General features: G+C 66.9%; 22 protein-coding genes and 1 pseudogene. 14 read left to right on the plus strand and 9 right to left on the minus strand.

The window, feature by feature from the left end:
* Window positions 1-48: 48 nt before the first annotated feature.
* Window positions 49-666, minus strand: coding sequence for a cutinase family protein (locus MNAB215_RS03060; RefSeq protein WP_425436420.1), 618 nt, complete (start codon window positions 664-666; stop codon window positions 49-51).
* An 86-nt stretch (window positions 667-752) separates the two neighbouring features.
* On the opposite strand from MNAB215_RS03060, the gene MNAB215_RS03065 reads away from it, so the two are divergent.
* On the plus strand, window positions 753-1559 hold the full coding sequence (locus MNAB215_RS03065) for a purine-nucleoside phosphorylase (RefSeq protein WP_077077402.1): 807 nt from the start codon (window positions 753-755) through the stop codon (window positions 1557-1559).
* A gap of 1 nt (window position 1560) precedes the next feature.
* The gene (locus MNAB215_RS03070; RefSeq protein ID WP_077077403.1) at window positions 1561-3144 is read left to right on the plus strand and encodes a phospho-sugar mutase; all 1584 of its coding nucleotides are present in this window, start codon (window positions 1561-1563) and stop codon (window positions 3142-3144) included.
* A 1-nt stretch (window position 3145) separates the two neighbouring features.
* Here the strand turns inward: MNAB215_RS03070 and upp are convergent, their stop codons facing one another.
* Entirely contained in the window at window positions 3146-3769 is a 624-nt protein-coding gene (gene upp / locus MNAB215_RS03075; RefSeq protein ID WP_077077404.1) for a uracil phosphoribosyltransferase, read from the minus strand.
* 162 nt (window positions 3770-3931) lie between these two features.
* Between upp and MNAB215_RS03080 the strand changes: the two genes are divergently transcribed.
* The 3 genes from MNAB215_RS03080 (at window position 3932) to MNAB215_RS03090 (ending at window position 7258) form a co-directional block, all read left to right on the plus strand.
* On the plus strand, window positions 3932-4762 hold the full coding sequence (locus MNAB215_RS03080) for an alkaline phosphatase family protein (protein ID WP_077078371.1): 831 nt from the start codon (window positions 3932-3934) through the stop codon (window positions 4760-4762).
* A 51-nt stretch (window positions 4763-4813) separates the two neighbouring features.
* Window positions 4814-6166 carry a protein export chaperone SatS gene (satS, locus tag MNAB215_RS03085; protein WP_077077405.1) on the plus strand — a complete coding sequence of 451 codons (1353 nt, stop codon included), beginning with the start codon at window positions 4814-4816 and terminating at the stop codon, window positions 6164-6166.
* Between the two features lie 108 nt (window positions 6167-6274).
* Window positions 6275-7258 carry a VWA domain-containing protein gene (locus MNAB215_RS03090; protein ID WP_077077406.1) on the plus strand — a complete coding sequence of 328 codons (984 nt, stop codon included), beginning with the start codon at window positions 6275-6277 and terminating at the stop codon, window positions 7256-7258.
* A 16-nt stretch (window positions 7259-7274) separates the two neighbouring features.
* Here MNAB215_RS03090 and MNAB215_RS03095 read toward each other — a convergent pair whose 3' ends face one another.
* Window positions 7275-8282 (minus strand): VWA domain-containing protein, encoded by a 1008-nt coding sequence (locus tag MNAB215_RS03095; protein ID WP_077078372.1) that lies wholly within the window; start codon window positions 8280-8282, stop codon window positions 7275-7277.
* Window positions 8283-8335: 53 nt separating this feature from the next.
* Complete coding sequence (locus MNAB215_RS03100) at window positions 8336-9343, minus strand: cupin domain-containing protein (RefSeq protein WP_077077407.1); 1008 nt, start codon at window positions 9341-9343, stop codon at window positions 8336-8338.
* 139 nt (window positions 9344-9482) lie between these two features.
* Between MNAB215_RS03100 and MNAB215_RS03105 the strand changes: the two genes are divergently transcribed.
* From MNAB215_RS03105 to MNAB215_RS03115, 3 genes are all read left to right on the plus strand, one after another.
* A complete protein-coding gene (locus MNAB215_RS03105) occupies window positions 9483-10166 on the plus strand; it encodes a GntR family transcriptional regulator (protein ID WP_077078373.1) in 684 nt (227 codons plus the stop codon).
* 596 nt (window positions 10167-10762) lie between these two features.
* Window positions 10763-11053 (plus strand): CDGP domain-containing protein, encoded by a 291-nt coding sequence (locus MNAB215_RS03110; RefSeq protein ID WP_077077408.1) that lies wholly within the window; start codon window positions 10763-10765, stop codon window positions 11051-11053.
* A 398-nt stretch (window positions 11054-11451) separates the two neighbouring features.
* Complete coding sequence (locus tag MNAB215_RS03115; RefSeq protein WP_165691520.1) at window positions 11452-12789, plus strand: endo-1,3-alpha-glucanase family glycosylhydrolase; 1338 nt, start codon at window positions 11452-11454, stop codon at window positions 12787-12789.
* 69 nt (window positions 12790-12858) lie between these two features.
* Here the strand turns inward: MNAB215_RS03115 and MNAB215_RS03120 are convergent, their stop codons facing one another.
* From MNAB215_RS03120 to MNAB215_RS03130, 3 genes are read right to left on the minus strand one after another with little or no spacing between them, the layout of a single operon-like run.
* Window positions 12859-13947: an adenosine deaminase gene (locus tag MNAB215_RS03120; protein ID WP_077077410.1), complete on the minus strand. Its 1089-nt coding sequence runs from the start codon at window positions 13945-13947 to the stop codon at window positions 12859-12861.
* A complete protein-coding gene (locus MNAB215_RS03125; protein ID WP_077077411.1) occupies window positions 13944-15245 on the minus strand; it encodes a thymidine phosphorylase in 1302 nt (433 codons plus the stop codon). Before MNAB215_RS03125 ends, MNAB215_RS03120 begins: the two co-directional genes overlap by 4 nt.
* Window positions 15242-15643, minus strand: a complete 402-nt coding sequence (locus MNAB215_RS03130; RefSeq protein WP_077077412.1) for a cytidine deaminase — start codon at window positions 15641-15643, stop codon at window positions 15242-15244. Before MNAB215_RS03130 ends, MNAB215_RS03125 begins: the two co-directional genes overlap by 4 nt.
* A gap of 258 nt (window positions 15644-15901) precedes the next feature.
* Between MNAB215_RS03130 and sdhC the strand changes: the two genes are divergently transcribed.
* The 4 genes from sdhC to MNAB215_RS03150 are packed head-to-tail and all read left to right on the plus strand — an operon-like array spanning window position 15902 to window position 19293.
* Complete coding sequence (sdhC, locus tag MNAB215_RS03135; protein ID WP_245830180.1) at window positions 15902-16240, plus strand: succinate dehydrogenase, cytochrome b556 subunit; 339 nt, start codon at window positions 15902-15904, stop codon at window positions 16238-16240.
* A complete protein-coding gene (locus MNAB215_RS03140) occupies window positions 16237-16716 on the plus strand; it encodes a succinate dehydrogenase hydrophobic membrane anchor subunit (RefSeq protein WP_077077414.1) in 480 nt (159 codons plus the stop codon). The genes sdhC and MNAB215_RS03140 overlap by 4 nt, the downstream gene beginning before the upstream one ends.
* Before the next feature lie 19 nt (window positions 16717-16735).
* Window positions 16736-18490 carry a succinate dehydrogenase flavoprotein subunit gene (gene sdhA, locus MNAB215_RS03145; protein WP_077077415.1) on the plus strand — a complete coding sequence of 585 codons (1755 nt, stop codon included), beginning with the start codon at window positions 16736-16738 and terminating at the stop codon, window positions 18488-18490.
* Window positions 18490-19293, plus strand: a complete 804-nt coding sequence (locus MNAB215_RS03150) for a succinate dehydrogenase iron-sulfur subunit (protein WP_077077416.1) — start codon at window positions 18490-18492, stop codon at window positions 19291-19293. The genes sdhA and MNAB215_RS03150 overlap by 1 nt, the downstream gene beginning before the upstream one ends.
* Window positions 19294-19302: 9 nt before the next feature.
* Here MNAB215_RS03150 and MNAB215_RS03155 read toward each other — a convergent pair whose 3' ends face one another.
* Window positions 19303-19740: a condensation domain-containing protein gene (locus MNAB215_RS03155; protein ID WP_245830117.1), complete on the minus strand. Its 438-nt coding sequence runs from the start codon at window positions 19738-19740 to the stop codon at window positions 19303-19305.
* Between the two features lie 95 nt (window positions 19741-19835).
* On the opposite strand from MNAB215_RS03155, the pseudogene MNAB215_RS03160 reads away from it, so the two are divergent.
* A pseudogene (locus MNAB215_RS03160) lies at window positions 19836-20417 on the plus strand (carboxymuconolactone decarboxylase family protein); the annotation flags it as partial.
* Between the two features lie 20 nt (window positions 20418-20437).
* Here MNAB215_RS03160 and MNAB215_RS03165 read toward each other — a convergent pair.
* Window positions 20438-21349 carry a sigma-70 family RNA polymerase sigma factor gene (locus tag MNAB215_RS03165; RefSeq protein WP_077077418.1) on the minus strand — a complete coding sequence of 304 codons (912 nt, stop codon included), beginning with the start codon at window positions 21347-21349 and terminating at the stop codon, window positions 20438-20440.
* 32 nt (window positions 21350-21381) lie between these two features.
* Between MNAB215_RS03165 and MNAB215_RS03170 the strand changes: the two genes are divergently transcribed.
* Window positions 21382-22713: an aspartate aminotransferase family protein gene (locus MNAB215_RS03170; RefSeq protein WP_083745989.1), complete on the plus strand. Its 1332-nt coding sequence runs from the start codon at window positions 21382-21384 to the stop codon at window positions 22711-22713.
* Window positions 22714-22722: the final 9 nt, after the last annotated feature.

The following is a 22722-nucleotide window of genomic DNA, read 5'->3' on the forward strand; positions in this document are numbered from 1 at the left end:
TCGCAGTATCTCACCGACCGGCGCCGCGGATGACCGCGACGGCGACGACTACACCCGTCCGGCGATGAATCCCGCCGCCTGCCCGGGGTAGGGCGGCACCGAGTAGTCGTGGTGCGCGTCCCGGTCCCGTCCGCCGACGACGCAGACCGGGTCGCCGGGGCTGCACAGGTCGATGGCACGCCCGGCGAACTGCCCCGCCGTCGAGAGCGGGGTGTTGAACCGGTTGCCGGGGTTGCCGAACACCGCGACGGCCCTGATCTTGCTCGCCAGGCCGGGGTCCAGCGCCGGGGCAGACCCGAAGTCGCCGACGGTGTTGCCCAGCGGCGGCACCCCGGCCAGCATCGAGACCGCGGCGGCGCCCTGTGAGAAGCCGCCGAGGATCAGCTGGGTGCCCGGGCACTGGTCGACCATCGCCGCGATGTGATCGCGAGCGTCGTTGGCGCCGTCGCCCGTCTGCAGGAAGTTGTAGCTGGCCGGATAGTTCACCGCGTAGTTGTCGAGGTTGCGCCCGCCCAGGGCGGGCTGCAGCGCGGCGAACAGCGCATCCCCGACGACCCCCAAGCCGGGCGGCTCGTTGGTACCGCGCGCGAAGATCAGTTGGACAGCGGGACAGTCGGCGCGCGCCGTCGGCGCGGGGCCGCCAACGACCGCAGTCACCAAAGCCATCAATGCAACGACCGGGCCGACAATCGGCCACCTTGCAAAACCCATGCGGCCGATCTTGACACATAGCGGAGCTAAGCTCCTCTTCTGTGTCCCAACCCCTGCCCGATCCGGGCGAACTCGCGCGCCAGGCGGCCCGGGTCATCGGTGAGCGAACCGGGGTCCAGACGCACGACATCGCCATCGTTCTCGGTTCGGGATGGTCACCGGCCGTCGCGGCGCTGGGCTCACCGACCGCCACATTGCCGCAGGCCGAACTGCCCGGCTTCGCACCGCCGAGTGCGGTCGGCCATCCCGGTGAGCTGTTGTCCATGCGCATCGGCGCACATCTGGTGCTGGTGCTGGTCGGCCGGGTGCACGCCTATGAAGGCCACGACCTGCGCCACGTCGTGCACCCCGTGCGCACGGCCTGTGCGGCCGGCGCACGCATTGTCGTGCTGACCAACGCGGCCGGTGGGCTGCGGCCGGACCTGGCCGTCGGCCAGCCGGTGCTGATCAGCGACCAGCTGAACCTCACGGCACGCTCACCGTTGGTGGGCGCGCAGTTCGTCGACCTGACCGACGCCTATGCCGCAAGGCTGCGGCGGCTGGCACGCGAGGCCGATCCGGAGCTGGCCGAAGGCGTCTACGCGGGCCTGCCCGGCCCGCACTACGAGACGCCTGCGGAGATCCGGATGCTGCGCTTGCTGGGTGCCGATCTGGTCGGCATGTCGACGGTGCACGAGACGATCGCGGCCCGGGCGGCCGGCGCCGAGGTGCTGGGCATATCGCTGGTCACGAATCTGGCCGCCGGGATCACCGGGGAGCCGCTGAGCCACGCCGAGGTGGTCGCCGCCGGAGCCACGTCAGCGGCCCGAATCGGTGCCCTGCTGTCCTCGGTCGTCGAAAGGATTTAGTGTGCGGCAACAGGATTGGATAGCGCACGACCCGGACCCGAGGACCGCGGCCGAGCTGGCCGCGTGTACGCCCGACGAGTTGGCGGCGCGGTTCGCCCGTCCACTGTCCTTCGGGACGGCGGGGTTGCGCGGTCCGGTGCGCGCCGGGCCGGACGCGATGAACGTCGCGGTGGTGTCGCGCGCCACCTGGGCGGTCGCCCAGGTGCTCAAAGGCCGCGGCCTGGCCGGTGCGCAGGTGATCGTCGGCCGCGACGCCCGGCACGGCTCGGCGGTCTTCGCCACGGTGACGGCAGAAATCCTTGCTGCCGAAGGTTTTTCGGTATCGCTGCTGCCCGGCCCGGTGCCGACGCCGGTGGTGGCGTTCGCGGTGCGCCACACCGGCGCCGCCGCCGGGATCCAGATCACAGCCTCACACAATCCGGCCACCGACAACGGTTACAAGGTGTACGCCGACGGCGGCATGCAGATCATCTCCCCCACCGACCATGAGGTCGAAACCGCAATGGCCGCAGCTCCTTTCGCTGACCAGATCGCCCGCAAGCCCGTCAAGCCCGTCGACGCCAGGTTGGTGGGCTACTACATCGACCGGGCGGCCGAGGTGCGTCTTTCGTCCGGCTCGGTGCGGGTCGCGCTGACTCCGCTGCATGGGGTCGGCGGCGCGGTGGCCGAAGAGACGCTGCGCATCGCCGGCTTCGGCGCCGTGCACAGCGTCGGCGCCCAGTTCGCGCCGGATCCCGACTTCCCCACCGTCGCGCTGCCGAACCCCGAAGAGCCCGGCGCCACCGACCAGTTGCTCACCCTGGCCGCCGAGATAGAGGCCGATGTCGCGATCGCGCTGGACCCCGACGCCGACCGCTGTGCGGTGGGCATCCCCACCCCGTCGGGATGGCGGATGTTGTCCGGCGACGAAACGGGTTGGCTGCTGGGCGATTACATTCTGTCGCGAAGCAAAAACCCGGAGGCCGCCGTGGTGGCCAGCAGCGTGGCGTCCTCCCGGATGCTCCCGGCGATCGCGGCGCATTACGGAGCCGTGCACGTCGAAACCCTCACCGGTTTCAAGTGGCTCGCGCGGGCCGATTCGACCGTGCCCAACCGCACGCTGGTGTACGCCTACGAGGAGGCGATCGGCTATTGCGTCGATCCCATCGCGGTGCGCGACAAGGACGGCATCAGCGCCGCGGTACTGATGTGCGATCTGGTGGCCGCGCTGAAAGACCAGGGGCGGTCGGTGCCCGACATGCTCAACGAACTCGCCCGCCGATACGGCGTACACGACGTTGCGGCGGTGTCGCGCCGGGTCAGGAACGCCGACGAGGCCGCCGAGATCATGCGGGCTCTGCGGGCCGCGCCGCCGAGCGAGCTGGTGGGATTCCCGGCGACCGTCACCGACATCGCCGACGCGCTGATCTTCACCGGAGGAGACGACGACACGTTGGCCAGGGTGGTGGTACGGGCTTCCGGGACCGAGCCGAAGGTCAAGTGCTACTTGGAGATTCGGTGCGCAGCTGGCCAGGGGCTGAACCGTGCTCGGCGCCGCGCTAACGAGTTGCGTGCGAGATTGTTCACCGCGGTGCAACGCTGGTGAGCTAGCGCGGACCGTACTGGCGGTCGCCCGCATCGCCGAGACCCGGCACGATATAAGCAATGTCATTGAGCCCGTCATCGACCGCCACGGTGAAAAGTCGGACATTGGGCGCCGATTTCTCAAGTGCCGCAATGCCTTCCGGCGCAGCCACCGCGCAGAGCACAGTGATTTCGGTCGCTCCGTGTTGGTGCAGCAGGCCGACGGTGTGCTTCATCGATCCACCGGTCGCGAGCATGGGGTCTAACACCAGGACCGGCGTCGAGCTCAGGTCGTCGGGTAATGACGCCAGGTATCCGCTGGGCAGGTGACTCTCTTCGTCGCGCGCGACGCCGACGAAGCCGACCTGGGCCTCCGGGAGCAGCGCAAGAGCTTGGTCGACCATGCCCAGGCCGGCCCGCAGCACCGGGACCAACAGTGGCGGTTTGGCCAGCCGGACGCCGAGCGTCTCGGCCAGGGGGGTGCGGATCGGAAATGTCTCGCGGGCCGCATCCCGGGTGGCCTCGTAGACCAGAACCAGTGTCAGATCGCGCAGTGCGGCCCTAAACGAGGGGTTGTCGGTGCGTTTGTCGCGCAACACGGTCAGCAACGACACGGCCAGCGGGTGGTCGATCACACGCACATCCATGGATTTTGAGCGTATATAACAATCGGAGTTCTTTTGGCTAAAGCCCGCCTGACACGCTTGCGCGCCTACCGTCGGCGCCCGGCGCCCGCTCATAGGCTCCCTCGCGTGTTCCACGAAATTCGAAGTCGGAGGAGGCTGATCAGCGGCGTGTACCGGGCCCTGATGCTGGCCGGGGCGGCGGCCCTGACCGCACTGGTTGCCACCCCGTTGACTCCGCAGGTGGACCTTGCCGCCGCCGCGCTTCCCCGCCCCGCGCACGTGGTGATCGTGGTGGAAGAGAACCGGGGCAACATCCTGGGCAACAGCGCGGCACCGTTCATGAACGCGCTGGCCACCCACGGCGCGAACATGACTCAGTCGTTCGCCGAGACACACCCCAGCGAGCCGAACTATCTCGCGCTCTTCGCGGGCACCACCCTCGGAGTGACCAGGGACTCGTGCCCCGTCAACGGCGGCAACACCCCCAACCTGGGATCGGAATTGCTTTCTGCCGGATACACATTCGCCGGTTACGCCGAAGACCTGCCCGCGGCCGGCTCACCGGCGTGCAGCGCGGGCAAGTACGCCCGCAAACACGTGCCGTGGGCCAACTTCGCCAATGTGCCGCCGGCGAATTCGCTTCCGTTCTCCGCTTTTCCGATGGGCGACTACGCCAACCTGCCGACCGTCTCGTTCGTCATTCCGAACAACGACGACAACATGCACGACGGTTCGATCGCGCAGGCCGACGCCTGGCTGAGCCGCAACATGTCCGGCTACGCCAACTGGGCGGTGGCCAACAACAGTTTGCTGATCGTGACGTGGGACGAGGATGACGACAGCAGCCGCAACCAGATCGCGACCATGATCTACGGCGCCCATGTGCAGCCGGGAACCTACCCCGAGCAGATCAACCACTACAGCGTGCTGTCCACCCTCGAGCAGATGTACGGGCTTCCGAAGACGGGCAATGCGGCCAACGCTGCCCCGATCGCCACCATCTGGGCACCATAGGTTCGATAGCCGGGCCCGGCAGCTGCGCCGGTCGTCGCTATTCTGTGCCGCATGGCTGCTGACCTCGTGCCGATCCGCCTGAGCTTGTCCGCCGGTGACCGCTACACGGTGTGGGCCCCGCGCTGGCGTGATGCCGGCGACGAATGGGAGGCGTTCCTGGGCCGCGACGAAGACCTGTACGCCTTCGAGACGATCGCGGACCTGGTCGCGTTCGTGCGTTCCGGCTCCGACAACGATCTGGTCGACCACCCGGCGTGGCAGGATCTGACCGCGGCCCACGCGCACACCTTCAAGCCCACCGCGGACCAGGAGTTCGATCTGGTCGCCGTCGAGGAGTTGGCGTCGGAGAAGCCGACCGAGGAGTCGGTGAATGCGCTGGCGGGCGTGCTGGCGATCGTGTCGTCGATCGGATCCGTCTGCGAGCTGCCTGCGGTGTCGAAGTTCTTCAACGGCAACCCCACCCTGGGCACGGTGTCCGGCGGCAGCGCGCAGTTCGCCGGAAGAGCCGGTGGCAAACGCTGGAATGCGATCGGCGAGGTGATCAACCGAAGCTGGGACGACGTGCTCAAGGCGGTCGATGACATCATCAGCACCCCCGAGGTCGACGAGGACGCGTCGGCCAAGGCCGCCGACGAACTGGCCGAAGAGCGTGAAGAGCCCGAAGACGAGGCCTCGGACTCCGCCGAGGAGACCGAGGACTCCGACGACGCCGAAGACGAGGCCGACGGGGACGTCGAGAGCGACTCCGACGAGGACGAAGACGAGGACGAGGACGAAGACGAGGACGAAGACGACTCCGACGACGAGGAGGAAGAGGAGGCCCGCGCGCCCGGCGACACCGTGGTGCTGGGCGGCGACGAGGACTTCTGGCTGGCGGTCGGCATCGACCCGATCCGGATCCTGAGCAGTTCCGGAACGTTCTACACGCTGCGCTGCTACCTCGACGACCGGCCGATTTTCCTGGGCCGCAACGGGCGGATCAGCGTATTCACCTCCGAGCGCTCGCTGGCGCGCTACCTCGCCGACGAGCACGACCACGACTTGTCCGACCTGAGCACCTACGACGACATCCGTACCGCCGCGACCGACGGTTCCCTGGCCATCGACATCACCGACGAGAACATCTACGTGCTCAGCGGGCTGGCCGACGACTTCGCCGAAGGCCCGGACGCGGTGGACCGCGACCAACTCGATCTCGCTGTCGAGCTGCTCCGCGACATCGGCGACTACTCGGAGGAGAGCACGATCGACAAGGCGCTCGAACCGGGCCGGCCGCTGGGCAAGCTGGTGTCCTACGTCCTCGAGCCCGACTCGGTCGGCAAACCCACCGCGCCGTATTCGGCCGCGGTGCGCGAATGGGAGAAGCTGGAGCAGTTCGTGGACTCACGGCTGCGGCGCGAATAGCGCGGCGGCTCGCGCTGTCCAGGAGAGTTTGACGGGCTACCAAGACTCCCCTTTACTGGCGGCTACCCGCCTGCGGTCAAGGGGCGGCCAGAAGGAGAGGTGAGTCGAGTGTCGCTGCCCGGCATCGGCCCACTCCCGCTCTACGGGTTCCAACGTCCGGGCTTGTTGCTGTTCGGGTTGATCCCGCTGGCCCTGCTCGCCCTTTACGTCGTCGTCCAGCTGCGCCGCCGCGGCCGCCTGCGCCGCTTCACCGAGGCAGAGGTGCCGCAGCCGTTCTGGCGGCACATTCCGATCGCGGTGTCGGTGCTCGGCCTGGCCCTGTTGACAATCGCGCTGGGCACCCCGACCCACGACATGCGCATCCCGCGCAATCGCGCCGTCATCATGCTGGTGATCGACATGTCGCACTCCATGCGGGCCACCGACGTCGAGCCCAACCGGCTCAAGGCGGCCGAGCAGGCGGCCAGCCAGTTTGCGAATCAACTGACGCCGGGCGTCAACCTGGGGCTCGTCGGGTTCGCCGGGACGCCGTACCTGCTGGTGCCGCCGACCCCGCAGCACCAGGCGACCATCGACGCCCTCACCAAGCTGGACTTCGCCGACGGCACGGCGACCGGCGAAGCGATCTTCACCGCGCTGCATGCGATCGAAGCCGCGGGGCTGACGGGTGGGGACACCCCGCCGCCCGCGCGCATCGTGCTGCTGTCCGACGGCGGCGAGAACAAGCCGACGAATCCCAACGATCCGCATGACGGCGCCTACACGGCCTCGCGGCTGGCCAAGGATCAGGGTGTGCCCATCTCGACGATCTCGTTCGGCACCCCGAGCGGCAGCATCGTCCTGGACGGGGCGCACATCAACGTTCCGGTCTCGACGGACCAGATGCGGACCATCGCCAAGCTGTCCGGTGGGCAGTCCTACACGGCGACCAACCTGGGCGAGCTCAACAAGGATTACGACGCCATCCAGAACGAGATCGGGTATCGCACGGTGCCCGGGCCCGGCAGTTCGGGGTGGCTGCGCCTTGCCGTGATCACGGCCGTGATCGCCGCGGGGCTGGCGCTGTTGATCAACCGGCGGCTGCCCACCTAGCAGCGGGCCGTAACGCTCAGGCGGGCAGCCTGCGGTTCAGGAACAGACCAGCCAAGACGGCGCCGGACAGCACCACCGCGCCAAGCAGCATCCAGGCCAGGCTCGCGTCGCCCTTCACGGTTTCGTAGCCGATCTGGCGCTGCAGCGTGCCGTAGACGTTTTTCAGCGACTCCAGGCTGTCGGCGTGGAACGCCTCGCCGTCGGTGATCTTGCAGATCTCCTGCAGGGTCTGGTCGTCGACCGGAACCGGAATCGTCGCGCCCTGATACACGACGGTGCCGTCGGGTGTACCGAAGGAGATCGTCGAGATCTGCACGCCCTCGGCCTTGGCCGCGCGGGCCGCGGTGAACGCCCCCTGCGGGGCGTTGGGGTCCAGCGGCACGTTTTCGGCGCCGTCGGATTCCAGCACGATGCGCGCCGGCGGGGGCCCGTCGCCACCGCCCATCACCGCGCCGACCGTGGCGATCGCCTGCAGCGCGGTGAAGATGCCTTCGCCGGTCGCGGTTTTCGGCGCCGGCTGCAGGCCGTCGATCGCCGCTTTGACCGCGGCGCGGTTCGTCGTCGGGGCGACCAGCAGTGTCGCGTTGGCCGCGAACGCGACCAACCCCAGGTTGATCGCCGGCGTCAGCTCGTCGGCGAATTGCTTACCCGCCTCCTGCGCGGCGGCCAGCCGGTTCGGGGCGACATCGGTCGAGGCCATGGATTCCGAGATGTCGATGACCAGCATCACCACCGCGCGGTTGAGCGGAATCCGGATGTCGGTTGTCGGCCCGGCCATCGCCGTGGTCAGCAACACCAGCGACGTGGCAAGCAGGATCGTCGGGACGTGGCGCCACTTGCTGGGATTGCGCGGCGCGACGCGCTCGAGCACCTCCATGTTGGCGAACCGCAGCACGCGCCTGCGCCGGGCGAACTGCTGCACCACGTAGAGACCGATCAGCAGCAGCACGACCAGCAGGAACAAAAAGAACCAGGCGTTCTGGAAGCCGGTCAGCGACACCGGGCCCAGCAGGGGCAACTTCATGACCAGCCACACTATGCGTCAAACGTTTGCGGTGCATGGACCGTCGCCACCCGTTAGCCGGCGACGAGATCGCGGCGCTCAGTGAATTTGATGTCGAGGCTGCGCAGATGGGTCTGCAGCCCCGCGTCCTGAACCGGGATGAGGTGTGCGGGCTGATCGGTCTCGTTGAAGTGGGCGTGCCACATGCCCGGAGGCGTGGTGAAGGCACCGCCGGCCTGCCAGTCCACCCGGATCGGGTCGACGATGTTGCCGCGCTCGTCGAGGCGGGTGCCCAGCAATGAATAACAGCCGCTCGGTGGCGCGTCGAGGATCAAATCCAAGGCCACCGACTGGTGCCGGTGTGGGCGCTGCTCCTGGTTCGGGGGCAGCACACCGAACATGGCCCACAGGACGTGGGTGATGGTCAGCGTCTGCTCCTGGTTCTCGTTGGCCAGCAGCACGCTGACCCTGCTCTTGTCGTTGGCGCCGGGGCGCGATGCGATCTCCTCCAATTTGGCGACCGCATCCGTGCGGCGGAACTTGGTGGCCCGAAACCGTGGCTCACGGGCCTCGGCGCCGAGGTAGCGCATCAGCGGCTCGTCGTGCACCCAGTACATCGCGGCTTCGGCGTCGGCGTAGAACACCGAGCGGGCGCCGGCCGGCAGCGTGAGGAAATCGCCCTTCTCCCACTGCACCAGCCGGCCGTTGACCGCGGCGAAGCCCCGCCCGTAGAGCACGTAGTACAGCTGCGAGGTGGCGTTGGGGGCGGTGTCGATCTGCTCACCGGCGCGGATCCGGACGAAGTTTGCCAACAGCGCGGGGCTGGTCGCCGGGCCGGACTTGATGCCCAGGTCTGCGGACAGATCAAGCGGCAGCACGCCGGTCGGCTGGTCCATGTAGACGTCGGGGCCGAACTGGGTGACCGGCACCTGCGGCGCGAATCCCGAACCGATCGGGTTGGCGGCTTTCGAGTACTCGAAGTAGCGGGCGTCGTCGGCCCAGTCCACGAATCGGCCCTCGAATCCGTACTCGGCCACATTGGTCATCGGGGCGGGAATCGTCGGATCCAGGTTGGTGGACATCGCATCTCCTCAGGCTGAGCGGATCTGGTGTTTAAATAGTATCTATCTTGTATCTAAGTGTCAATCCCGCAGGTGGGGTGCGCCGGTGTAGCGTCATGGACACACTTGAGATACGACTGAGCTACCAGAGGTGAGTGACGTGGCGGTAAAGAACTCACGACCGGCTACAGCCAAGGACCGTGCGCTCGACTATGTCAAGACCCAGGTGCTGACCGGCGCATTCCCCGGCGGGGAGCTGATCAGTGAGGGCGACGTCGCCGCGGCGCTGGGGATGTCGCGCACCCCGGTGCGCGAAGCGTTCCTGCGGCTGGAGGCCGACGGGCTGCTGCGGCTGTACCCGCAGCGCGGCGCCCTGGTGGTCCCGGTCTCGCCCGGCGAGGTGCGCGCGGTCATCGAGGCCCGACTGGTGCTGGAGCAGTTCGCCGTCGGCAAGGTGGTCGGTCGCGGTGGGCCCGCCTGCGCCGTGGTGTTCGAGCGTCTCTCCGGTGAACTGAGACGGCAGCACGAGGCGGCGGCCGCCGGCGACTGGCGGGAATTTCTGGAGTCCGACCGCGCCTTCCACGCCATCACCCTCGAGGAATCGGGCAACGCGATCTTGTCGAGTTTCTACTCGACATTGCGCGACCGCCAGATGCGGATGATCGGCGAATCGGCGCTGCGCGATCCCCATCGGCCGACGACGATCATGGACGAGCACCGGGAGATCGCCGAAGCCCTGTGCAACGGCGATGAGCAACGAGTTCTACATGCCGTACAGACTCATTTGGCCAGCACGGTGCGGGCGATCGGGCTGGCCGTCGATTCGCCGCTGTTCGGCGGCTAGGTCGTACCGTGCAGGCCAAAGCCCCACCTGAAATGGCTTTGCCGAGGCACCGAGCGAGAGAAAAATCGGGCAGCGCGGGTTAGCGTAGTGCCACAAAGCCGGCCCTGCTGTAACCAGCAGCGACAGAGTGCCGTCGTCTTCCAGAGAGATCTTCCAGAGAGATAGAGATAAGGAATCCCAACATGAAGACGAGAGTCTTGAGGGCCACGGTCGGCGTTGCAGCGACAACGTTGGCCGCTGGTGTCATGTGGAGCGCACCATCGGCCTCGGCTGGCACCGACTATTGCAATACGCTCCCCAAACCCCAGCAAGTTCGTGAGTGCAACTGCGGCTTCGATTTCGCCCCGGGTAGTCCGGAGCTTCAAGATTGCATGGCGGGTAAAGCGGTTGCGCCTCCCCCCACGCAACCTTAGTTAGGTCGCTGGAATCGACACAGCGGCGAAAGCGCTTGAGCACAACGACTTCGGCACCGGAACCAGACGGGATCGCGGTGCGCGCCTTCGCGCTCCGACTAAGCACCGCAAACGCGGCAAAAGCCGGTCACATAAGCGGTAGCGTCATTGGTACTGGCTGGCGCGTTGCGACGGGAGGCAACGATGAAACGCTGCGTGGTCGCAGGACTGGCCGCCGTGCTGATGGCCGCAGGGCTGATCACCTCGGCGCCGCCGGCCGGCGCCGGCTGCTTGTACGGAGGACCCGTTCTGAGCAAGTGCGACGGACCCGTCCAGCCCGACGGCACCTGGCAACGCTGCGTGGCATTCACCCACTGGATACCTAGCGGCGCCAGTTCGTTCCTGGCGCCCGAGAGGCGCTGCGATTCGATGGGTCCTGGCCAGAACCCCGGGGACCTCGGCTTCGCCGACCCGCCGACACACATCAACGACTGAGCCGGAAACCTTTCCTGATGTTTTCACCGGCGATCGCTACCACCGGCTGACACAAGCGTTTTGTCACGGGTCCCGAGTTGTCCCCGGGTCCCGATGCCCAATGGCCCTAGACGGGGCCGCAATTATCTGCTTAGTGTTTTGACGGCTCTATTACAGCGATTCAGCTTCGATAACCGCCGGCTCGGGTGTGCCCACGCGCGGATTGCGAGCGTAGCTGCGTAGGTGAGGGTCCTAATAAAGGAACCACAAACGTGACTGCGCATTTTTCGATTCGGCATCTTACCGCCTGGGTGGCCCTGGTGTTTCTTGGCGCGAACATGAGTCCACTATTGACACCGCTCTACACCCGTCCAATCACTATGCTGGCGACAGTTGTCACGCCCTATCTACCATTCAACATGGTCGTGTCGAGTAGCCCGGGCAAAGTCTTCGCGCATTACATGCCGAGCATGCCGATATCGATAGACAACAAAGACGGGGACCAAGACTATTACGCAACCCAATACCTCACTGTGCATGGCGAAAACGGTTCGCACGCCGCGTACGGCGGATTTCTGAGGGATAGGCCGCTCCCCCGGGCCCATATCGATGGGCCCGATTGGCAGCTGGCGGATCTGGAAACTGAGATCGGACAAGCGAAAAGTGTGGGTATCGACGGATTCGCGGTCGATGTCATTGACCCCCGCGCCGCGTCCAATGTCGTTGATCGGATACTGCAGGCCACGGCGGCGGTGGGAAATTTTGCGATTCTGATCACGGCTGATTTCACAGGACCCTCGGGGGCGATGTCCGCCGCAGACTTCGCGGCCGATGTCGCACCGCTTCTGAGGGCGCCGGGCGCGTTTCATCTCCCGGATGACCGGGTCGTCCTGGGTGCCTTCGCCGCTGAGCGGCAACCGCCGGCGTGGTGGGTGAGCGCTCTCGACATTCTTCGCGACAAGTTCAACGTCGCAGTCGCCTTCGTGCCGACGTTTCTCAACGTGGCCGACAACCCGGAGAGATTCGCTCCCTTCAGCTACGGACTCAGCATGTGGGGGGGTCGGAACCCAGATGCCATGACGGTTGACCACGTCGGCGCCGGTTCTGCAGTGGACGTCATTCGGCGAGTGCATCAACTCGGAAAACTGTGGATGCAGCCGGTGGCCTTCCAGGACAGCCGGCCGCGAAGCGGAACCTTCGAGGAAGCGGCCAACGGTTTGACAAACAGACTGGCGTGGCAGCTCGCAGACCAGGAGCATGCCGAGTGGGTGCAGCTGATCACTTGGAACGACTACGCCGAATCGACCGCCATGGCGCCGTCGGTGGCTCACGGTTGGCGCATCCTGGACATGAATGCCTATGACATCGTTCGGTTCAAGTTCGGCCAACCGCCCCCCATCGTCCGTGACGCGCTGTTTGTCACGTACCGAGACCAACCGGTGAGCGCCTGTCCGGTGTACCCCGAAACCCTGCTGATGCACGTGGTACCGACCAGCGTGCCGCCCTGCGACACCATCGAAGTAGTGGCGTTTGCGACGGCGCCGTCGCAGGTCGTCATCACAGCGGCGGCGGATACCCATTCGTGCACTGTCCCGGCCGGCCGAGGGATGTGCATTTTCCCGTTGAGTCTCGGGTCGTTCTCGGTCGTAATGCAGCGCGACGGCGTCGTGGTCGCGACCGCGCGGTCCAATGCCGACGTCACCGAAACCCCCTACGTGCAAGACCTGCAATACCGCGCGGTCGGGGGTCTGCGATAGGCCCGTACAGGTCGGGACGGGTGCCCTGCGTGTTTGAGTCTCGACAGTCAGCTCGCGGGGCGCGTCCTTCTAGCCGATCAATACCGCGTAGCGCGGCTTGATGACCTCGTCGATGATGGCCAGCCGCTCGTCGAATGGGATGAACGCCGACTTCATCGCGTTGATGGTGAACCGCTCGAGGTCACTCCATCCGTAGCCGAACGCCTCGACCAGTCGGTGCATTTCGCGGCTCATAAAGGTGTCGCTCATCAACCGGTTGTCGGTGTTGACCGTCACCCGGAAGCGCGCCCTGGCCAGCAGGTCGAAGGGGTGCTCGGCGATGCTGTTCACCGCACCGGTCTGCACGTTGGAGCTGGGACACAGCTCCAACGGAATTCGCTTGTCGCGCAGGATGGATGCCAGCCTGCCCAGCCGGACCCCGCGGCCTTCGACCACCTCGATGTCGTCGACGATGCGCACCCCATGGCCCAGACGGTCAGCGCCGCAGAACGCGATCGCCTCGTGGATGGAGGGCAGCCCAAACGCCTCGCCCGCATGAATAGTGAAGCGCGCGTTGTGGTCTCGCATGTACTCGAATGCGTCCAGGTGCCGCGTCGGCGGGTTGCCCGCCTCGGCCCCCGCGATGTCGAAACCGACGACTCCCTTGTCCCGGAAGCGAATTGCCAGCTCGGCGATCCTGCGCGACACCGCCGCGTGCCGCATCGCGGTGACCAGCAGACGCGCCTTGATGGGACGGCCCGCGGCCGCCGCGGCCTTCTCGCCGGCGGCGAAGCCCTCCAGCACGGCATCGACGATGGCGTCGAACGACAGCCCGCGATCGATATGCAGCTCGGGGGCGAACCGCACCTCGGCGTAGACCACCGAATCGGCCGCCAGGTCCTCCACGCACTCGTAGCCGACGCGATAGAGCGCATCGGGTGTCTGCATCACCGCGACGGTGTGCGAAAACGGCTCCAGATACCGCTCCAGTGAGCCGCTGTGCGACCGGGTGCGAAACCAGGTCGCCAGCTCGTCGGCGTCGGTGGCGGGCAGGCCGTCGTAGCCGACCTGACCGGCGATGTCGAGCACGGTGGACGGCCGCAGACCGCCGTCCAGGTGGTCGTGCAACAGGGCCTTGGGAGCCTGCCTGATCTGCTGCAGGGTCAGCGGGGCGGTCATGTTGTGATCCGATCGATAATCAGCGGCCTCGGCGACGGAGGCTCGTCGGCGACGCTCCAGCCGCCGTCGAGCTCTGCCATCGCCGCCCCGAAGCGTTCCGGGGTGTCTGTGTAGAGGGTGAACAACGGCTGCCCGGGCGCGACCGGTTCGCCGGGACGTCGGTGTATTCGGACGCCCGCGCCGCATTGGACCTTTTCGCCCGGCCGGGTCCTGCCCGCGCCGAGCCGCCAACCTGCCAGCCCCACTGCCATCGCGTCGATATCGCCCATTGTGCCGCCCCGGGTCGCGGTCACGGTCTCGGAGTGCGCACCGATCGGCAACGGTACCGACAAGTCACCGCCCTGCGCCGCGACCAGCTGGCGGAATCGGTCCATGGCGGACCCGTCGCGCAGGGTCTGCGCGGGATCGCGGGCGTCGAGCCCGGCCAGTTCGAGCATCTCGCCGGCCAGCCCCAGCGTCAGCTCCACGACATCGGGCGGCCCGCCGCCGCCCAGCACGTCCAGGGCCTCGGCAACCTCGAGGGCGTTGCCGACGGCCGAGCCGAGGGGGCAGTTCATGTCCGTCAGCAGCGCGCGGGTGGGCACCCCGCTCACCGTCCCCAACTCGACCATGGTGTGGGCCAGCTCGCGGCACTTCGCCTCGGACTCCAACAGCGCCCCGGCGCCGACCTTCACGTCGAGCACCAGCGCACCGATGCCCTCGGCCAGCTTCTTGCTCATGATCGAGCTGGCGATCAATGGCAGGGATTCGACGGTGGCGGTGATGTCGCGCAGCGCGTAGAGCTTCTTGTCCGCGGCCGCGAGCTGGCCGGCGGCGAAGATCGCCGCGCCGATGTCGCACAGTTGTTGGCGCACTCGCTGGTTGGACAGCTCGACGGTGAAGCCCGGGATGCACTCCAGCTTGTCCAGAGTGCCGCCGGTGTGCCCCAGCCCCCGGCCGGATGCCTTGGGCACCGCGGCGCCGCAGGCGGCGACGACGGGGATCAGCACCAGGGTGGTTTTGTCTCCCACCCCACCGGTGGAGTGCTTGTCCACGGTGACCAACGGCGTGCCGCCCGAGCGCAGATCGCTGAAATCCATCCGTTCGCCGGAAGCCACCATCGCCGAGGTCCACCTGGCGATCTCGCCGCGGTCCATGCCACGCAGAAAGATCGCCATGAGCAACGCCGACATCTGCTCGTCGGCAACATGGCCGTCGGTGTAGGCGGCGATGATCCAGTCGATCGCGGCATCGGAGAGCCGGCCGCCGTCGCGCTTGGTCCTGATCACCGTCGGCGCGTCGAATGCTAAGTCGGTCAAGGGCGTTCCCGGGCAAGGTCGTCGGCGCTGAACGCGTCGGGCAGTAGTTCGTCGAGGCGGCGCGGGCCGTCGGGATGGTCGATCAGTAGCTCGGGGCCGCCGTGTTCGAGCAGCACCTGACGGCACCGTCCACACGGCATCAACCCCGCCCCCCGTCCACCGACGCAGACCAGGGCCACCAGCCGGCCGCCGCCGCTCGTGTGCAGGGCGCAGACCACACCGCACTCGGCACAGAGACCTAGGCCATATGAGACATTCTCCACATTGCAGCCGACGACGACACGGCCGTCGTCGACCAGCGCGGCCGCACCCACCGGGAAGCGCGAATACGGCGCATACGCCCCCGATGCTGCTTGTATTGCTTTGTCCCGCAGCATATTCCAATCAATATCAGGCATACCGCAACCCCGATCGCCGATGGGCCGACCTTATAAAGCCACCCCTAACTCTGTCACGACGTCGGCGGCGCGAATCGCATTTGGGCTCCTACCGTCTCCTCCGTTGCGGGGCTAAGCTCGGTTGCCCGGCTTTAGATTCCACGAAGGCGGTGAGAACCGGTGAGTACACAGGCGACAACCGCGGATCCGGCGGCAGGTGCGCGCAAAGCCGCAAACAAACGGCGGCCACCTCGGACCCTGTATCGGGGCGACCCCGGCATGTGGGCGTGGGTGCTGCACCGCATCAGCGGCGCGACGATCTTCTTCTTCCTGTTCGTCCACGTGCTGGACGCCGCGATGTTGCGGGTGAGCCCGCAGACCTACAACGCGGTGGTGGGCGACTACAAGACCCCGCTCGTCGGCCTGATGGAGTTCGGCCTGGTGGCCGCGGTGCTGTTCCATGCGCTCAACGGGACCCGGATCATCCTCATCGACTTCTGGTCACAGGGGCCCCGTTACCAGCGGCTGATGCTCTGGATTGTCGGCACGGTCTTCCTGCTGCTCATCGTCCCGGCCGGCGTGGTCACCGGGATCCACATGTGGGAGCACTTCCGATGAGCAGCCCCGACCTTCAGCTCGGCTCCCGAAACCAAAGAGGCGAGGCGGCCCCGGTCAAACAGCGCTTCCACGACCGCCCCGCCAGCCTGGACAATCCTCGTTCACCGCGGCGCCGGGCCGGCATCCCCAATTTCGAGAAGTTCGCCTGGCTGTTCATGCGGTTTTCCGGTGTCGCGCTGGTGGTCCTGGCGTTAGGGCACCTGTTCATCATGCTGATGTGGGACAACGGCGTGTACCGCATCGACTTCAACTTCGTCGCGCAGCGGTGGGCCTCGCCGTTCTGGCAATTCTGGGATTTGGCGCTGCTGTGGCTGGCGCAATTGCACGGCGGCAACGGCCTGCGCACCATCATCGACGACTACAGCCGCAGGGACAGCACGCGGTTCTGGCTCAACAGCCTGCTGCTGCTGTCGATGGGCTTCACCCTGGTGCTGGGCACCTACGTGCTGGTGACCTTCGACCCCAACATTTCTTGATTCGCAGGAGGCGACGGAGTTGATCCAGCAACACCGATATGACGTCGTGATCGTCGGCGCCGGCGGCGCCGGGATGCGGGCAGCGGTGGAAGCGGGCCCGCGGGTTCGTACCGCGGTGTTGACCAAGCTCTACCCCACCCGCAGCCACACCGGCGCCGCGCAGGGCGGCATGTGCGCCGCGCTGGCCAACGTCGAAGACGACAACTGGGAATGGCACACCTTCGACACCGTCAAGGGCGGCGACTACCTCGCCGACCAGGACGCCGTGGAGATCATGTGCAAGGAGGCCATCGACGCCGTCCTCGACCTGGAAAAGATGGGGATGCCGTTCAACCGCACCCCGGAAGGCCGCATCGACCAGCGCCGCTTCGGCGGCCACACCCGCGATCACGGCAAGGCCCCGGTCCGGCGGGCGTGCTACGCGGCCGACCGCACCGGGCACATGATCCTGCAGACGCTCTACCAAAACTGCGTCAAGCACGACGTGGAGTTCTTCAACGAGTTCTACGCGCTGGACCTCGCGCTCACCCAGACGCCGACCGGCCCGGTCGCCACCGGAGTGGTCGCCTACGAGCTGGCCACCGGCCAGATTCACGTCTTCCACGCCAAGGCCATCGTGCTCGCCACCGGCGGTTCGGGCCGGATGTACAAAACCACCTCCAACGCCCACACGCTGACCGGCGACGGCATCGGTATCGTTTTCCGCAAGGGACTTCCGTTGGAGGACATGGAGTTTCACCAATTCCATCCGACCGGCCTGGCTGGCCTGGGCATCCTGATCTCCGAGGCGGTGCGCGGCGAGGGTGGCCGGTTGCTCAACGGCGAGGGCGAGCGCTTCATGGAGCGCTACGCGCCGACGATCGTCGACCTGGCCCCGCGCGACATCGTCGCCCGCTCGATGGTGCTCGAGGTGCTCGAAGGCCGCGGCGCCGGCCCGCACAAGGACTACGTCTACATCGACGTGCGCCACCTCGGCGCGGATGTGCTGGAAGCCAAGCTGCCCGACATCACCGAGTTCGCCCGCACCTACCTGGGTGTGGACCCGGTCAAAGAGCTGGTCCCGGTCTACCCGACCTGTCACTACGTGATGGGCGGCATCCCGACCACGGTCACCGGACAAGTGTTGCGGGACAACACTTCTACCGTGCCCGGCCTGTACGCGGCCGGGGAGTGCGCGTGCGTGTCGGTGCATGGAGCCAACCGGCTGGGCACCAACTCGCTGCTGGACATCAACGTGTTCGGCCGCCGGGCCGGCATCGCCGCGGCCAGCTACGCCCGGGGCCATGACTTCGTCGACATGCCGCCCGATCCCGCCGCGATGGTGGTCGGCTGGGTGGGCGACATCCTCTCCGAGAACGGCAACGAGCGCGTCGCCGACATTCGTGGCGCGCTGCAGCAGACGATGGACAACAACGCCGCGGTGTTCCGCACCGAGGAGACGCTCAAGCAGGCGCTCACCGACATCCACGCCCTCAAGGAGCGGTATTCCCGAATCACCGTGCACGACAAGGGAAAGCGATTCAACAGCGACCTGCTGGAAGCGATCGAGCTGGGCTTCTTGCTGGAGCTGGCCGAAGTCACTGTGGTCGGCGCGTTGAACCGCAAGGAGTCCCGCGGTGGCCACGCCCGCGAGGACTACCCGAATCGCGACGACGTCAACTACATGCGCCACACCATGGCCTACAAGCAGGGCACCGATCTGCTCAGCGACATCCATCTGGACTTCAAGCCCGTCGTACAGACCCGGTACGAACCCAAGGAGCGGAAATACTGATGACCGTCGAGACAGAACGGGCGACGCAGGATCCTCCACTGCCGCCGATCCCCGACGGCGCGGTGATGGTGACCCTCAAGATCGCCCGGTTCAACCCGGATAACCCCAATGCATACGCGAAAACCGGTGGCTGGCAAAGCTTTCGGGTACCGTGCCTGCCCAGTGACAGGTTGCTCAACCTGCTCATCTACGTCAAGGGTTATCTCGACGGCACGCTCACCTTCCGCCGATCGTGCGCTCACGGTGTGTGCGGGTCGGACGCGATGCGCATCAACGGGGTCAACCGGCTCGCCTGCAAGGTACTGATGCGCGACCTGCTGCCGGCCCCGACAAAGGGCAAGGCGGGCAAGGCGCTGACCATCACGGTCGAACCGATCCGCGGACTGCCGGTGGAGAAGGACCTGGTGGTCAACATGGAGCCCTTCTTCGACGCCTACCGGGCGGTGAAGCCGTACCTGATCACCAGCGGCAATCCCCCGACGCGCGAACGGATTCAGAGCCCGGCCGACCGCGCCCGCTACGACGACACCACCAAGTGCATCCTGTGCGCGTGCTGCACCACCAGCTGCCCGGTGTTCTGGAATGAGGGCAGTTACTACGGTCCGGCGGCGATCGTCAACGCGCACCGGTTCATCTTCGACAGCCGCGACGAGGCCGCCGGCGAGCGCCTCGACATCCTCAATGAGGTCGACGGCGTGTGGCGCTGCCGCACCACGTTCAACTGCACCGAGGGCTGCCCGCGCGGCATCGAGGTCACCAAGGCGATCCAGGAAGTCAAGCGCGCGTTGATGTTCTCGCGCTAGGCGGGCGGCTCACATCGCCGGGGTCAGCACACCGCCTTGGTACGCGGTCGTCAGCTCGTCGACGATGGCCCGCCACGACACCGGGTCGGCGCCCAGGTAGCTGGCGGTGAGCACCACCCGGTCGGGGTCACCGGGTAGCAGGGACACCGCGAACAAGCGACCGGTGCTCATATCGAAGCTGGCCCGGTGCCGCGAAATCACATCCGGGACCGATACGCCCGGCGGCTCCACCGCCCAGCCCCAGCCGCCCCCCGGCCGCGTCATCCACTTCTCGCAGAACGGCTCGAACATGGTGCCTAGACCCGGATGGGCGGCGAACACGGATTCGACCGCGACGCGGATCCGCATTTGGTCTACCCGCGAGTCGGCGATCAAGACCTGGGTCTGGAACCAGAGGTCGACGTCGTTGAGTCGGGGCAGTTCGGTCAGAGCGAGGTAATTGGTCACGGCACCCGAGGCTTCCGCCCGGGCCTTGGCGGATTCTCAACGGATTCTTGGAGCCGGGTCGTCACGTATGGAGGCCCTGTCCCGTCTTCAGGGGTATGACATCAACAACCCGTATCGAGCCCCTGCCCCCGAAGCGCGCCGGCCTGCTGACGCGGGTGATCTATCGGATCGCCCAGCGTCGCTACGGCCAAGTCCCCGAACCGTTCGCGGTTGCCGCACATCATCGCCGGCTGATGATCGCCAGCGCCGTGCACGAGACCATGATCGAGCGGGCGTCACGGACGCTGCCGGCCAGCGTGCGCGAACTCGCGGTGTTCTGGACCGCGCGGGCGATCGGCTGCTCGTGGTGTGTCGACTTCGGGGCCATGCTGCAGCGCCTCGACGGCCTCGACATCCAGCGGCTGCAGGACATCGATAATTACCCCACCTCAACGGCATTCACCGACGACGAGCGCGCCGCCATCGCCTACGCCGACGCGATGACCACCGATCCGCACACCGTCACCGACGAACAGGTGGCCGACCTGAAAGCCCGCTTCGGCGATGCCGGAGTGCTCGAGCTGACCTATCAGATCGGGCTGGAGAACATGCGGGCCCGGATGAACACCGCGTTGGGCATCGCCGAGCAGGGCTTCAATTCCGGTGAAACGTGCCGGATTCCGTGGACCACCGCGTAGGGGCCGCCGCCCACCGGGCGTCAGCTATTCAGCGGGGAACCGGTGAATTTGTCGGGGTTGGCGATATCCCATAGGGCACAGACCTTTCCGTCGCGCACGGTCATCGCCATGATCCGCGGCATCATCTCCCGATGCCCATCGCTGGCGGGGAAGCCCGCGGTGTAGCCGCCGAGTTCACCGTTGACCAGCCCGAGCTGATACGAGGTGAACATCGCCGGACCGTAGCGCTGGGCCAGGCCGAGCATGAACCGCGCCACCTTGTCCGCCCCGTTGATGACGTTGATTGCCGTGGGTGCCTTGCCGTTCGCATCACCGGTCAACCGCACGTCCGGATGCAGCAGCGCCACCACGGCGGCCAGGTCGCCAGACGCCATGGCGGCCATCAACTTGCCGACCACCTCGTTGTGTGACGGGTCGGGCTGCGGCGCCGGCTCGGCCGCCACGGCCTTGCGCGCCCGCGAGGCCAGCTGCCGGGCGGCGGTCTCATTGGTGCCGAGCACCTCGGCGACTTCGGCGAACGGCACCGAGAATCCGTCGTGCAACACGAACGCCACCCGCTGGTCGGGCGACAGCCGTTCCAGCACCACCATCGCCGCGAACCGGGCGTCCTCGCGGGCCACCACGGCCGACAGCGGGTCGGTGCCTTGAGAGCCTGGGAACGCGGTCACCACCGGCTCGGGCAACCAATTGCCGGTGTAGGTCTCGCGGCGGTGCGCCGCCGACCGCAACCGATCCAGTCCCAGCCGGCTCACCACGGTGGTCAGCCAGGCGCGCAGGTCGGCGATCGGCCCGCGGTCCCCGGCGGTGTTCCAGCGCAGCCAGGCTTCCTGGACGATGTCTTCGGCATCGGCCACCGTGCCGGTCAGCCGATAGGCAACCGACATCAGATGCGGCCGCAGCGCTTCGAATTCGGTGACCTGCGTTGAGGTCATGGCTTGAGACTAGCGTTACGCTCGCAAACACCATGACAGAACACCTGTGGCTGCATTTCACCCGGCACGGTCCGCAGTTCACGCCGCCGGTCATCACCCGCGGCGAGGGTGTCACCATCTACGACGACCGCGGCAAGAGCTACCTGGACGGGCTGTCCGGGCTGTTCACCGTGCAGGTGGGCCACGGCCGTACCGAGCTCGCCGAGGTCGCGGCCCGGCAGGCGAGCACGTTGGCGTTCTTCCCGCTCTGGGGATACGCCACCCCCACCGCGATCGAGCTCGCCGAGCGCCTGGCGCATTACGCCCCGGGCGATCTGAACCGGGTGTTCTTCACCACCGGCGGCACCGAGGCCGTCGAGACCGCGTGGAAGGTCGCCAAGCAGTACTTCAAGCTCACCGGCAAACCCGGGAAACACAAGGTGATTTCGCGGGCGATCGCCTACCACGGGACCACTCAGGGCGCGCTGGCGATCACCGGGCTGCCGCGGTTCAAGGAGCCGTTCGAACCCGTGACGCCCGGCGGCTTCCGGGTGCCCAACACCAACTTCTACCGTGCCCCCGAGCCGTTCGGAACCGACGCGAAGGCCTTCGGGCAGTGGGCCGCCGACCGGGTTGCCGAGGCGATCGAGTTCGAGGGCCCCTCGACCGTGGCCGCGGTGTTCCTGGAACCGGTGCAGAACGCCGGCGGCAGCATCCCCGCTCCCCCAGGCTATTTCGAGCGGGTTCGGGAGATCTGCGACGCCTACGACGTGCTACTGGTCTCCGACGAGGTGATCTGCGCGTTCGGCCGCATCGGGTCGATGTTCGCCTGTGACGACGTCGGCTACGTGCCCGACATGATCACCTGCGCCAAGGGGATGACGTCGGGCTATTCACCGATCGGCGCGATGATCGCCAGCGAGAAACTGTTCGAGCCATTCAACGACGGCGCCACAATGTTCCCGCACGGGTATACCTTTGGCGGCCATCCGGTTTCGGCCGCCGTCGGGCTGGCCAACCTGGACATCTTCGAGCGCGAGGGTCTCAACGACCACGTCAAGGCCAACGCGCCGAAATTCCGCGCCACCCTGGAGAAGCTGTACGACCTGCCCATCGTCGGCGACGTGCGCGGCGAGGGGTACTTCTACGGCGTCGAGCTGGTCAAGGACAGAGTGACCAAACAGACCTTCACCGACACCGAGCGCAGCGGACTGCTGGGCCGGGTGTCGTCGGGGCTGTTCGAGGCCGGGTTGTATTGCCGCACCGACGATCGCGGCGATTCCGTCGTCCAGTTGGCGCCGCCGCTGATCAGCGGTCAGGCCGAGTTCGACACCATCGAATCGATCCTGCGCGACGTGCTCGCCAAGGAGTCCGAGCGGCTCTAGCTGCCGACG

Origin of the sequence: Mycobacterium numidiamassiliense (assembly GCF_900157365.1) — a bacterium.
In the GTDB taxonomy this organism is placed as follows: domain Bacteria; phylum Actinomycetota; class Actinomycetes; order Mycobacteriales; family Mycobacteriaceae; genus Mycobacterium; species Mycobacterium numidiamassiliense.